Here is a 13,025-nt window from a genome sequence, read left to right on the forward strand (position 1 = left end):
CGAGGCCATCGTTCTTTACCGGATTCAGGCCTAGACGTTGGACGATGGTCAAAACGTTCGGAGCAATGATGGCACTGCCCTCGATCAAACCTGCCAAGCTCGCCGATGCGATCGCTAGCCATTTTCGCCAGCTGATTCTTGAAGGCGCGCTGCAGCCAGGCGAGCGGCTGCTGTCGGAGCGGGATCTGGCAATGAAGCTTGATGTCTCCCGCCCCTCGCTTCGCGACGCCTTCGACATACTCGTCGCCGAAGACCTTCTGACAACCGACGTGCAGGGAGCAACCTACGTCAGCGATGCCATCGGCCGCAGCCTACGGGATCCGCTAGTCAGCCTGATGGACACGCCCGAGGCGCGACTCGACGTCTTGGAGCTGCGCTCGATCGTTGAGGCTGCGGCAGCCGGCTTTGCCGCCGAGCGGGCATCAGATCTCGATCGCGAGGTGCTGCGAACGAAGATGGACGAGATGATCGTCGCGCACGATCGTAAGGACGTTGACGAGATCGCTCGAACTGACGCCGAGTTTCATCTGTCGATCTACGAGGCCAGCCACAATGTCATGATGCTGCACCTGATGCGCAGCCTCGAGACGGTGCTCAGGTCGAATGTCTATCTCAACCGACGTAATCTGTACGAGCACCGTGTTCAGAAGGAATCGCAGTTGCAGGAGCATCAGGCGATCTTCGACGGGATTATGCTGCGCGATCCTGTCAAGGCGCGCGAGGCCGCGCATCTTCACATGACCACCGCTCTCAAGACACAACAGCAGATCCTGGATGCCGAGCACAGGCTCGAAGCGTCTATCCGTCGCCTGGAACGGAGCGACTTGGTAGCGCCGCAAAAGCGTCGCACTAAAGAAAGCGCGTAAGGCGCGCGCCGTAAAGCTCCTAGCATCGTCACAAGCGGATGCTCTTTTGCGGTTTCGCAGAGAACGGCATGCAACAATATAGCGCTGCGTTTTGCCTCTACAAAATGCGGCAGAGAGAGGGTATTCGGCCGGATAAGCAGTCCTTATCCTCGTAGCTCGCCGTAGATGGGCTCTCTCTTCAACCGATTAGAGAAGCGAAATTGATCAACTAGAAGATCGTTTGAATTACATCGTGAACCATTTCCGGCCGATCGGAACGTCATGGCCGTAAGCTTCGCTACAAGTACCCCCTCGGCTTCGTTCGACCGGAGGATGCTCGACCACGTTAAGCGTGCTCCGACTCAGCAGAATAAGCGACCGCTCATCACGCCAAGCGCGCGCTAGCGGCCAAGCCGTTTTCTACTAGCCAGCGGTCGCTTCACCCCCTGCCCCGCGTTCTGAACGAACGGCAAGTTTCTGTGATCGCCGCCCGAAAGCAGACTGAACGCTTTCACCAGAAGCGGCCACTCGGCACCCTCGCCCTGCTTCATGAACAAGCGGCTTTGAATGCCCCGAGTAAGGCTGTGCCCGGAAGTCTTTACAGGGTCGCATTGGCCGTTCAGCCAGCTAGAGGTTGGGCCACGTCCATTCCGATCGGTAGGAAGCGCCGTCGAGCTCCTGGCGCTCAGTCGTGGTAGACCACAGAGCGTCCGCCATCGATCGTGATGGTCGAAGCGTTGATGAACGGCGCTTCGTCGGAGGCGAGGAACACCGCCGTCATCGCAACCTCCTCCGGGCGTCCGATGCGGCCCGGGGGATGGAGGCCGTGAACCTTGTCCCGTTCCGCGTCCGGATCGTCGAAAGACGCCCAATGCGCAAGCGCGAGCTCGGTCTCGACATAGCCCGGAGCGATGGCGTTCACGCGCACTCCAGCGCGGGCATACTCCACGCCGAGCGCCCGGACGAGGCCGATCACCGCGTGCTTGGCCACCGGGTAGGGGAAGCAGCCCGGAATGATCGTCGTGCTATGGACGGAAGCAAGGGCGACTATGGACCCGCCACCGCTGGCGATCATGCCGGGGAGGACCGCGCGGGCGCTGTTCCACACGCCGTCGAGATCGACGGCGAAGCATCGACGCCAGTCCGCGGCGTCCATCGCGAGAGGCTCGCAGAAGACGTTGACGCCGGCATTTGCGACAAGCACGTTCACCGGCCCAAAGACGGCCTCTGCATCGCGGAGCATCGAAGCGACGCTTTCGGGATCGGTGACGTCGGTCCTGGTGGCGATGGCGCTGGCTCCCCTTCCCCGCGCAGCCTCCGCGGCCGCGGCGGCAGCTTCCGCGTCGACGTCCGCGATCACCACTGCCGCCCCCTGCTGCAGGAAGGCGGCGACGATGGCAGCGCCGATGCCGTTCGCGCCGCCGGTGACGACTGCGGTCTTGCCGGCGAGCCTCATGCTACCAGTCGACGATGGTGCCGTCGGGCAGCACCGCCTCGGAGGCATGGATCACCTCCTGCTGGAACGGGTGCGCCAGGCAGACCGCCTCGTCGACCTCTATCCCCAAGCCCGGAGCCTCGGGCAGCTGCCAGTGTCCGTCCACCATCCGGATCGGTCCGCGCACCACCTCGTCATACCACGGCACCGCTCCCACCATCTCCTCTTGGATGACGTGGTTGGGCGTGGAGATCGCGTAGTGGAGCGCGGCGACGCCGGCGATGGGTCCGAGCGGATTGTGAGGAGCGACGCCGACCGAGGCGGCCTCCGCCATCGCCGCGATCTTCTTGGCCTCGAGCAGGCCCCCGCAGTGGCAGATGTCCGGCTGCAGGATGTCAACGGCGCGGGCGCGCAGCAGGTCGTCGAACTCGGCCCGGTCGACCAGGCGCTCCCCTGTCGCGATCGGAACGCCCGTGCGGGCCGCTAGCTTGGCCAGGGAGCGCGTCTCTCCCGGCGGCAGCGGCTCCTCCACGAACATCGGACGACCCGGCGCGAGCGCTTCGATGTAGGCCAGCGCGCTTCCGATCGAAGCGGGCCGCCCATGGAAGTCGACCATGATGTCGATGTCCGGTCCCACGGCTGCGCGCAGGCCCTCCATCATGCGCGCGGCGTGATCGACCGCGCGGACGTCGAGCCCGTAGTGGGAATAGGGAATGAACACCGCCTTCAGCGCGCGGTATCCCTTCTCGACGACCGCGCGCCCGCGTTCCGCGATCGCCTCCACGCTGTCGGTCTCGTAGACGGCGCGCATGTCGCCCATGCCAAGATGCGTGTAGACCTTCACCCTCTCGCGCACCTTGCCGCCCAGCAGCCTCCAGACCGGGAGGCCGAGCGACTTGCCGAAGATGTCCCAGAGTGCGATCTCGATGCCCGAGACGGCGGAGCGCCCGATCACGCCGAGACGCCAGAAGCTGTGCTTCGTCATGATCCGGACGAGCTGCTCGATGTCGCGAGGATCGCGGCCGACGATCAGTGGCTCCAGGTCGCGGACCGCTCCGTCAACGGCTCGCGTCTTCCACTCGAGGGTGGCCTCGCCCCAGCCGTGCAGGCCGGCCTGATCGGTGTCCACGCGGACGAAGAGCCAGTTGCGCATCTCCGCATGCACGATCCTGGTAGTCACGCCCGTTATGCGCATCTCGCCCTCGTCGCTTGAGGAAAAAACGGCCCTCCGGAAGAGGGAGGAGGGCCGAGGGGGGAGGGTCGGACCGCCGCGTCAGAAGCTTCCGCGGAGGATCAAAGCGAACCGGCGATCGGTGATGAAGGAGGACCTCGGTCCGATCCTTCCGCTCGCCGTGAACTGCTGCTCGGTCCTGGTGACCGTGTTGGTGAGGTTCACGCCCTGGGCACCGATCTTGATCTGCCGGGTGAGGTTGAAGAAGACCGACGCGTCGAGCTGCCCGGTCGCCTTCTGATAGACCGGAAAGTAGGGGTAGATCTCGTCGACGGCCGTCTCGAGGAACCGCGAGCGCCAGTTGTATGCGACGCGCAGCGACAGCGGCCCCTTCTCGTAGAAGCCGGTCACGTTGACGTTGTCACGCGACAGTCCCTCGAAGGGAAGCGTTCCCCGGCCGGTCGACGGCTCGGCCGCCGGGGCCACGGAGACGTTCGACAGGAATGCGTTCGGCAGGCCCTTGCTGACGACGTGCGAATAGGTCGCGCCCGCCCCCAAGCCCCCGAAAAGACCCGGGAGGAAGTCGAACGACTGCTGGTAGCCCACCTCGAAGCCCTTGATCTTGCCCGTCCCGTCGAAGTTCGCGGGCGCGAGCTGGAAGGCGGTCTGGGCGACGCCGTTATTGGTGAAGCTTCGCTGCACGTTGCTCTGGTAGAAGAAGCCGTCGATGCTCTTGTGGAAGTAGTCGAAGGTCAGCGAACCGACCTTGCTGAAGAACCACTCCGCACCGAGGTCCCACTGCTTCGATTCGGCCGGCCTGAGGTAGGGGTTGCCCGCCGTGGCGGTCAGGGGAACCTCGCCGCTGTTGACCGACATGGCCACGTAGTTGCGCAGAAACCCGAAGTCGGGACGCTGGATCTGCTTTGACGCGGCGAACCGCAGCTGGAAGGTGTCGGTCGGGCTTACGATCAGGTTCACGCTCGGCAGCCAGTGGTGGAACTTGTTCCTGACGGTCCCCTGCGTCGACCCGGCATCGCTGAAGGTGACGAGATCGTCGTAGAACTGCTGCCCGCGCGCGCAGATCGGCGGCGGCGACGCGCCCGTCTGGCAGATCTGGGCGTAGGTCCCCCCGAGCGTGTTGGACGGGAACTGGATCGAACCTGTGGAGTGCTCGCGCGTCTCCACGTAGCGGAGTCCGACGTTGCCGCGGATCCTGACGTCGCCGAACACGGGGTCCTTCGAGCCGAAGTCGAGACGCGCGTATGCGGCGTTCGTGCTCTCTCCCGACCTGTCGATCTCGCCAGGCAGATACGGCGTCGCGGCGACCACGCCGGCACGCTGGCCCACCGGAACCCATCCGCCGGCGAACCCGCCGTTCGACTGCTGCCAGACCTTGTTGATGTCCTGGAAGAAGTTCGAGGCAGACGCGTAGTTGTCGAGCTGATGGCTTCCGTAATACCAGCCCTGCGGACCCGAGGTCTTCCCTTGGAAGAAGTCGTCGAAGCGGTAGAGCTCCGCCTGGTCCTGTCCGGCCTGGTTGAGATAGACCGCATCGCCGGTGCCGTCCCAGACCTCGCTCACGTAGCCCCAGTTGTATGGCGTGTAGCGCACCGTCTGGTCGCGATCGGAATAGCGGAAGCCGGCCTGCACCTTCTGCAGGAAGGGAATGTCCCCGTCGACGTCGTAGCTCACGTCGCCCTTGAACGCCCACTCCTTGCCGTCGCTCTCGTCCATGTGGTCCATTGCAGCCCGCCAGAAGTAGTTGGCGGGATCCGCGAAATACTGGGCGTCGCTCTGCCCCGCGATCCTCGTGTTGGGCGAGGCGTTGTTGAGGGGCTTGTGGGGAACCGCGACCGGCAAACCGCCAGTGAGGTCGAGCTCCTCGTCGGCGAACGTGTCGGTGTAGGATGTGAAGTCGAACGACCGCGCGCGCGACGTGACGTATTGGCCGTCCAGTGTGACCGAAAGCCGCGGCGTCGGCGTCCACTTGTAGTTCAACGAGAAGTCGCTGGTAACGGTGCGTTCGAAGCGGTCTCGGCGCGACAGGTTCTGCTGCATCCCGCCGGTCGGCGTCGGCGAGCCGGCCGTTCCTGAGGTGGCCGAGCGCCACCCCGTGCCCGGCTGGGTGATGTAGCCCTTCTCGAAGACTCCCTCCGCATCATACTGGTAGTCGGCAAAGCCGGCCGGGCAGCTGGCCGACGAATCTGCGGTCGGCAGGCAGCCGGCCGGATACGTGTTGTATTCCGAGAGCCCGCTCTCGGTCTCGAAGGTGTGCTCGGTCCAGGAGCGCGTCGCCAGGGTCCTCAGAAACTGGCCCGTCAGCTGCATCGTCTTGTCCGGGCTCTCCCACTGCGCGGCGACCGCGCTCCCGTAGCGCTTGCGCTCAGTGTCCTGCGTGCGGAAGCTGGCGCCGATCGGCGCGAAGGCGACGTCCCGCCCGGGGAGGCGGTTGCGCAGCACGCCGGCCGGCGTGGTCAGGCCGTCGCGCGTCTGGAAGTTGGTCGCCTGGATGCCGTCGGAGCGGACCTTCAGGTCCGAATAGGAATAGTCGAGCAGAAGCCCGAAGGTGCCCAGACGGGTCTCCCAGGTGTCGCTGACCAGCACCGAGGCGACGGGCGACCATTTGTCGCGGAAGTCGCTGTAGTTGGCCTCCGCGTCGAACGCGGCATGGAAGCCCTTGCGGTCGAGCGGCTTCAGAGTGTTCAGATTGACGGTGCCGCCCAGGCCGCCCTCGATCATGTCCGAGGTCGGCTCCTTGAAGACCTCGATCGAGCTCAGGAGCTCCGCGGGGAAGTCGGCGAGGTTGATCGTCCGGCCAAAGCCCGCGGTGAAGCTATCGCGGCCGTTGACCTGCGTCTGGATCTGGCTGAGGCCACGAATCTGCACCGTGGTGCCCTCAGCCGAGAAGTGGTCCGGATCGTTGCCGCCCTGAAACTTGCTGATCGTCACGCCAGGGATCCGCTGCAGCGACTCGACCACGGACCGATCCGGAAGAGCACCGATGTCCTGCGCGGTGATGGCGTCGACGAAGGTGTCGCTGTTCTGCTTGATCGACTGAGCGGACTCCAGCGAGGCGCGGATGCCGGTGACGACGATGTCTTCGCCGGCGGGCTCCGCCTGCGCCTGGGCCCCTTCCGACGCTACCGCCTGCGCCTCCGCCGGCGCCGGCTGAACCGCTAGATCCTGGGCCTGCGCACCAGAGGCCATTGCAAGCGCCAGAGCCGCCGCCGAGACGGTGGTGGCCAGGGTCCGTGAAGTCCCGTGGCGCTTGAAGAATGCCGTGTCGAGCGCAGTCATAATCATCCCCTCTACCAGCCTCGTGGGCGGAGATGCGTCGAACGTTTACGATCACACCCCGATTCTGGTGCAACAAATACAGGACCTGTATTACAGTTCAAGAGCTTTGTTGCGTCACTTTGCTGGTTCAGTGGTTGACGGCCAAGGCGTCCTCCCGAACGATCTCCACGTCCCACGGCGGCAGCACCAGCGCCGCGCCCGCCGAAACGGGCCTTCCGCTCAGCAGGCTCCTCCCAGCCGGGTGGGAATAAGGCAGCCGCTGGGTCTCGGCGGAGAAGTTCAGGAAGAAGCGCACCAGCCGGCCGTCACGCCCGAGTGCGGCGCGGGTGCGAACCGCAGCAGGCCTAGCCGGCACGTCCGCGGCGACGCCGCTTTCGCGAAGCAGCCCACGCACGACCTGATACTGGATCGCGTCGGAGACGGCCGTCCCCTCGTAGACCAGCGCGCCCGAGCCGAACCGGTTGCGCGTGATCGCAGGCCAGCGGCCAAGGTTCGGATCGTCGTACCATGCCAGCGCCTTTGCCGTGCCAAGCGTCAGGAACTCGGCCCAGCTCGCAACGGTGTTCCCCGGACCGACGGCGAAGGGATCCCCCCTCAGCGGCAGCGGCTTCTCGAGCGTCGAGAACTCCTGATAGGTCACGCCCGCCACGCGTGCGAGGGGACCCGGGGCCAGCTGCGCGCGCACTGCGCTCGCCTCGTTCGCGAAGCCGCTCTTCAACGTGGCGAGCGCATGGCCGCCGCCGTGCACGTAGGCTTCGATCTTGCGCAGGAGCTTGTCGTCGGCGACGTAGAGGCTTGGGATGAGGACCAGGCGATAGCGCGTCAGGTCCAGATCGGGATCGTCGGCCGAGACGAAGTCCGCGCCCACGTCGGCGTCGTAGAGCGAGCGGTGCATCTGGCGCAGCGTGCTGCCGTAGCCGGTCGTCTGCTCGGGACGCCACTCCCCGCCGCCCTCCGCCCGGTAGGGCATGAGGGAGAGCGCGGTCGACGAGTCCGCGCTGTAGAGGATGGCGACCTCGTTCCTCATCCTGAGGTTGGCTACGGAGCCGCCGAGCCGCGCAAGCTCCTGGCCCGTGCGGCGCACCTCCTCATAGGCGCGCCCAGGCTTCAGATCGTGCCCCAGCACTCCCTTCCAGTAGGTCTCGAGCCCGGCATGAAGGCTGTTCCAGTGCCAGTAGAGCAGCATGTTGGCGCCGCTGGCCACGTTGGCGTAGACGTCGAGGCGCAGTTGCCCGTCGTAGGGCGGGAACTGCCCTTGCGCGTTCCAGCCGATGGTCTGGGCGCTCGTCTCCATCACGAAGAAGTTGTCGCCCTTCAGCGAGCGCGCGTAGTCGCCCGTCATTGCCTGCCACTGGCCGTCCATCCGGTCCTGGGTGGCGTGGTAGACGTTGATCCCGACCACATCGAGCAGCGGGGCCACCGCGAACTCGTCGACGTCGCCCCGCATCGCGCTCGCGAAGTCGTGGACGACCATCTGATCGGGCCGGCGAAGCCTCCTGACCAGCGCGGCCTGCCAGGCGAGGTAGCTGGTGACACGGGTCCGCTGGAAGCGGTTCCACTCCAGCTTGTAGCTGGGGCTGACCGTGAAGTCCGGACGCGGCATGTCGCTCCAGTCGTGAATAGACTGGCCCCAGTAGTTGAGGAGCCAGGCGCGATCGAGCGCCTCCGGGGTGCCGAACTTGGTCTTCAGCCGGCCGACGAAGGCATCGAAGACGCCGTCGTTCGCGGCGCCGTTCGGACCGGTCTCGTTGTCCAGCTGCCATCCGATCACCGCCGGATTGTCGCGGTAGCGCTCCACTATCCGTGTGACGATCCGCTCCGCATACCTGCGGAACGTCGGATCGTCGTAGTTCATGTTCTGCCGCATGCCGTAGCCGACGGCACCGCCGCCGAGCGGCTTAGCCAGAAGCTCCGGATGCGCGTGGGACAGCCAAGCCGGCATCGAGTAGGTCGGAGTGCCGATCACCACCTTGATGCCGGCCGCGGCGAAGGTCGCGATCGCCCGGTCCATCCATCCGAAGTCGAACCTGCCATCGGCAGGTTCGAAGGTGCCCCAGCTCGACTCGCCCATGCGCACGACCCGGACGCCCGCCTTCCTCATCAGCTCGGCATCCGTCGCCACACGCTCGGGGCCGACCTCCGCGGGGAGGTATTCACTGTAGTACGAGCTGCCGTAGAGGATGTGCGGCACGCTTGGAGAAGGCTCCGCCGCCACCGGCTGCGCCAGCAGGAGGGCCACGAGAAACGCTTGAAAGGCCTTCATGACGGTGGATCCCCGAAATGTCTGCGACCTGCGAGGAAGTCGGCGTGGGTGGGCATGATCGAGACGGCGCGGCGGTTGACCTCGCGCACGTCGGCCAGCCGGGCGAGCGTCTGCCGGGGTGAGAGCACGTCCAGCACGGGATGGTAGCCGCGGGGCTCGACGCCCTGGCCCGCCATGACCGCGAGCCAGCTGGTCTCGGTGAAGAGCTCGTCGCTCTCCCGCAGGATGCGCCCGTTGGCGCCGAACAGTTCGAGCTTTCGCCGCAGGCCCTCGGGGACTGGAAGCTCACTGCAATGTCGCCAGAAGGCTTCGCCTTGGCGGCCGTTGAGCCGATAGTGCAGCACCAGGAAGTCCCGGATGCACTCATACTCCTGGACCGTCTGCCGGTTGAACGCCTCCGACTCCGCGCAGTCGAACGCGGACGTCGGGAAAAGGGTCATCAGGCGTGCTATGGCCGACTGGACCAGGTGGATGCCCGTGGACTCCAGAGGCTCGAGGAATCCGGCAGCAAGGCCTATGGCGACGACGTTGCCGATCCAGGGTCGGGACCGATGGCCGCTGGCGAACGGCACCCGTCGCGGCTCGTCGAGCGCCTCTCCATCGATGCCGTCGAGCAGGGTCGCGACCGCCTCGTCGTCCGACACGAAGCGGCTGGAGTAAACATAGCCGTTGCCGGTGCGATGCTGAAGCGGGATGCGCCACTGCCAACCCGCAGCCCTCGCGGTCGCCCGGGTGAACGGCGCCGGGTCCTCGACGCGGGCGCAGGGCACCGCGACCGCCCGGTCGCACGGCAGCCAGGGCGTCCAGTCCACGTAGCCCGAGCGCATCACCTGCTCGATGAGCCTGCCGCGGAAGCCGGAGCAGTCGACGAACAGGTCACCGCTCACCGCCCGTCCATCAGCAAGCACGAGCGACCGGATCAAGCCGGTCTCGGGATCGCACACGACATCGACGACCTTCCCCTCAGTCCTCGAAACTCCCCGGGCCTGCGAGAAACGACGCAGGAACCCCGCATACAGCCCGGCGTCGAACTGAAAGGCATAGGAGGTCCGGCTCAACGGCGACCGCGGCTGGTCCGCGACCGGTCTGGCGAAGCGTCCGGCGCGGGCCGCTGCCGCCGCGAGCGAGTACGAGTCCAGCGGCGAACGCTCGCCGTGCTGCCGCCCCTTCAGCCAGAAATGCTGAAAGTCGACACCCAGCATCGGGAGTCCGTAGGAGCCGAAGGGGTGAAAGTAGCGGTCGCTTGGAGACTTCCAGCCGACGAACTCGATGCCCAGCTTGTATGTAGCGCTGGTCGCCCGGACGAATTCGTCCTCGTCGATCTCCAGCAGGGCGTTGAAGTGGAGCAGCTGGGGGATCGTCGCTTCGCCGACGCCGATGGTGCCGATCTCGTCCGACTCCACCAGCTCGACCGCGACCGCTCCAGGACCCATGATCTTGGACAGGGCCGCCGCAGTCATCCAGCCTGCGGTTCCCCCGCCCAATATGACGACCTTCGACACGCGGGGGCGCCCGTCGCTCCCCGTCATGCAAGCACCGATGCACGGTGGGCGCCGCCGCCCGGAGGGTCCGACAGAAGGCCGGGCCGCCCTCCCGCCTCGACACGGTATTCGATCACGCCGGACCCACCCTCGAAAGGTCCGAGCGCGACGCTGTGCACCGCCCGCCCTTCTGGGTGAGCCGGCTTCCGCTCCCAATCTCCAGCTCCCAGGCGCCGTTGGAGCAGCACGACCGGAGCCGCCACCCCGGGCGCCACTACGAAGAGCCGCAGGGCCTCGCCGGCACGAACGATGGACGGCCGCGTCGGAAGGAACACCCGGGGCGCGGAGGCCGCAGGCGCCAGAGCCGCCTGCTGGGCCCGGCGCGCCTCCTCTGGAAGGTCGCCGATAAACTCCTCCAGGGAGAGCTTCAGCCGCTCCACCGCAATGCGAACGAGCTTGTTCTGCATGGAGGCGAGCTGGCCCAGATCGCTTCGCGTCGCGACCACGGCCTGGAAGTCGAGAACTGCGGCGCGGACCTGCGGCAGGAGCTGCAGCCAGAGGGGCAGGGCCTCGCGCAGGACCAGGTCGCGCGCAGCGGCTGCATCCCCACCCTTGCGCAGCGCGTCGGACCTCACCAGCACGGCGTCGAGCGCATGCGCGTCGCGGTAGGCGTCGCAGTAGGGAACCATGAAGCCGACGAAGCCGGCCAGATAGCCCAGCCTCTCGCGCTCAAGGGCGCCGTCGGCAAGCCGAGCGAGCGCCGCGAACCGCGCGGCCGTGCGTCGCTGACGCTCCAGAACAGCCGGCCGCGGCGTGTTCTCGCGATACTTGAACGCCTCCTGATAGTCCGCGGAGAGCTCGATGTGCGCGGCATGCCCGTCGGGCGTCCTCTCGCCCGTGAAGGTCGAAGCTATCGCGCCGCCGGCATCGCACTCGACCATCAGCCGGGCCAGCGCCGGCGCCCGCGACGGCGCGCTCTGGCTGCGGGCGAAGCGCGCGTAGTGCCTGCGCGCGGTGGTCGCAGGGTCCCAAGTCGCCCCGGCGAAGTACGTGGCCGTCGGGTCCGCGATCCGGTGTCGCCAGTGGATGCCCAGCATCCCTTGACACCCCAGGGCTTGGGCGCGGCGGACGTCGCCTTCGATCCGGGACGCGCGAAACTGAGGGAACCACATGGAAGGGTCATCCTCAAGCCACGGGATCGGCCACCGCTCCCGCCCCTCCAGCCGGCCGAACGCCTCGTCGACCGGGTCCCAGCCGAGGGTGTCTCCGAGGGCCGAGAACACGACGTCGCCGGGAAGCCTCTGATGGAGGTGGGCGAAGTGCCGCGTCATCCCGCCCCAACCCGCCACCACAAGCCTGACCTGCGGAGCGTGGCGCCTCAGGAAGTCGTGCGCCTGCAGAAAGGCGGTGGTGGAGATTGGAACGTCCTTGCCGCGGCTGTCCCAGTTCGACGTCTCGTCCTCCCACAGCCAGACGTGATCGACCATCGGATAGCGCTCCAGCAGATCGGCCAGGCGGGCCTCCAGAAGCCGTCTCGCGGTGGCGCTCTCCGCGAATCCCGAGGGATGCGAGCGAGCTTCCGGCGGCAGGGCCTCGCCGATCGCGGCAGGGAGCTTGTAGGGTTCGAAGCCGACGCCCGTGCGGATGCCGAGGTCCCGGGCGAACGAGAGTCCGTCGCGAAGCATGGCTGCGGTCCGATCCGCGATCTCCCAGTTGTCCGACGAGAGGCGGGCGGCGTCCGAGCCGAAGGTTTCCCGGTCGAACAGGGCCGCGGAACCCATGCCGTATGTCGACGTGCGCTGCGGCAGATAGCCCCATCCGCGGGTGGCGGTCGTCTCCAGCTCCGCCTGCTGCCCGGCCCCGGCGAAGCGCACGGAGAGGTAGGCCTCCGTCGGCTGCAGCGTGTCCGTGTAGACGTGCATGCCGAAGAGGTTCAGCCGCATCCGCAGCATGGCGGCGAAGTAGGCGCGGAAGTCCTCCTGGTTGAACACGCTTATGCAGTTCAGGAAGTCTGGCCAAGGTAGCAGGCCGCGGTCGGCGAATGCGGGCGCACCGTTCCACGGCCGGTCGGCCGAAGGCAGCGACCAGTGCTCCGGACCGACCGGCGGCACGATCGTGCCGTCAAGACCAAACACGGCGCCCTGCCGCTCCAGAAGCTCGAAGACAGCATGCAGCAGAGCCTGTTCGCCGGCGGCACGCAACGTGACGACGCTGCCGCTGCGCTCGATCCGGTGGGCTTCGCCCGCCAGTCCCCCGTCGATCATCAGAACGAAGGAAAGGCCGCCACCGTCCCGCGGCCCCTCCACGACGTCATGCGCCAGTCCGAGCGCGACGAGCCCTGCACGAAGCTCGCATACCGCCAAACGGCTCCGCGGCGTGTCGGCGCAGTCGCGGCGGACGTTGACGACCGGGACGCCTCCAGCGCGCGCAGACGCGGCGACCGTCGCGACGCCCGCCGCCGCGCCGCCCAGAAGTAGCGTCCTCCTGCCGATCATAGACCCTCCAAGGGAGGACCTGTATTAAAGCTTCAAAC

Annotated in this window: 7 protein-coding genes; 1 reads left to right on the top strand and 6 read right to left on the bottom strand. The window is 66.7% G+C overall.

The annotated features are described in order from the left end of the window. The first annotated feature begins 44 nt into the window (after window positions 1–44). Entirely contained in the window at window positions 45–866 is an 822-nt protein-coding gene (locus ACT009_RS08670) for an FCD domain-containing protein (RefSeq protein ID WP_445193930.1), read from the top strand. Between the two features lie 664 nt (window positions 867–1,530). On the opposite strand, the gene ACT009_RS08675 is transcribed toward ACT009_RS08670, so the two are convergent. The 6 genes from ACT009_RS08675 to ACT009_RS08700 all read right to left on the bottom strand — a co-directional run bounded on the left by ACT009_RS08675 (window position 1,531) and on the right by ACT009_RS08700 (window position 12,987). Then, a complete protein-coding gene (locus tag ACT009_RS08675; protein ID WP_445193931.1) occupies window positions 1,531–2,301 on the bottom strand; it encodes an SDR family oxidoreductase in 771 nt (256 codons plus the stop codon). Window position 2,302: 1 nt separating this feature from the next. Further along, on the bottom strand, window positions 2,303–3,475 hold the full coding sequence (gene dgoD / locus ACT009_RS08680) for a galactonate dehydratase (RefSeq protein ID WP_445193932.1): 1,173 nt from the start codon (window positions 3,473–3,475) through the stop codon (window positions 2,303–2,305). 78 nt (window positions 3,476–3,553) lie between these two features. Further along, on the bottom strand, window positions 3,554–6,748 hold the full coding sequence (locus ACT009_RS08685; RefSeq protein ID WP_445193933.1) for a TonB-dependent receptor: 3,195 nt from the start codon (window positions 6,746–6,748) through the stop codon (window positions 3,554–3,556). 127 nt (window positions 6,749–6,875) lie between these two features. Then, window positions 6,876–9,011: a beta-galactosidase gene (locus tag ACT009_RS08690; RefSeq protein ID WP_445193934.1), complete on the bottom strand. Its 2,136-nt coding sequence runs from the start codon at window positions 9,009–9,011 to the stop codon at window positions 6,876–6,878. Next, on the bottom strand, window positions 9,008–10,513 hold the full coding sequence (locus ACT009_RS08695) for a tryptophan halogenase family protein (RefSeq protein WP_445193935.1): 1,506 nt from the start codon (window positions 10,511–10,513) through the stop codon (window positions 9,008–9,010). The genes ACT009_RS08690 and ACT009_RS08695 overlap by 4 nt, the downstream gene beginning before the upstream one ends. 23 nt (window positions 10,514–10,536) lie before the next feature. Beyond that, window positions 10,537–12,987: a hypothetical protein gene (locus ACT009_RS08700; RefSeq protein WP_445193936.1), complete on the bottom strand. Its 2,451-nt coding sequence runs from the start codon at window positions 12,985–12,987 to the stop codon at window positions 10,537–10,539. Window positions 12,988–13,025: the final 38 nt, after the last annotated feature.

Source organism: Sphingomonas sp. Tas61C01, from assembly GCF_052567495.1.

What these genes read in the sequence shown, in the direction of transcription:
- ACT009_RS08670 (WP_445193930.1), top strand. Translation starts at nt 45, where the DNA reads ATGGTCAAAACGTTCGGAGCAATGATGGCACTGCCCTCGATCAAACCT.
- ACT009_RS08675 (WP_445193931.1), bottom strand. Translation starts at nt 2,301, where the DNA reads ATGAGGCTCGCCGGCAAGACCGCAGTCGTCACCGGCGGCGCGAACGGC.
- dgoD (WP_445193932.1), bottom strand. Translation starts at nt 3,475, where the DNA reads ATGCGCATAACGGGCGTGACTACCAGGATCGTGCATGCGGAGATGCGC.
- ACT009_RS08685 (WP_445193933.1), bottom strand. Translation starts at nt 6,748, where the DNA reads ATGACTGCGCTCGACACGGCATTCTTCAAGCGCCACGGGACTTCACGG.
- ACT009_RS08690 (WP_445193934.1), bottom strand. Translation starts at nt 9,011, where the DNA reads ATGAAGGCCTTTCAAGCGTTTCTCGTGGCCCTCCTGCTGGCGCAGCCG.
- ACT009_RS08700 (WP_445193936.1), bottom strand. Translation starts at nt 12,987, where the DNA reads ATGATCGGCAGGAGGACGCTACTTCTGGGCGGCGCGGCGGCGGGCGTC.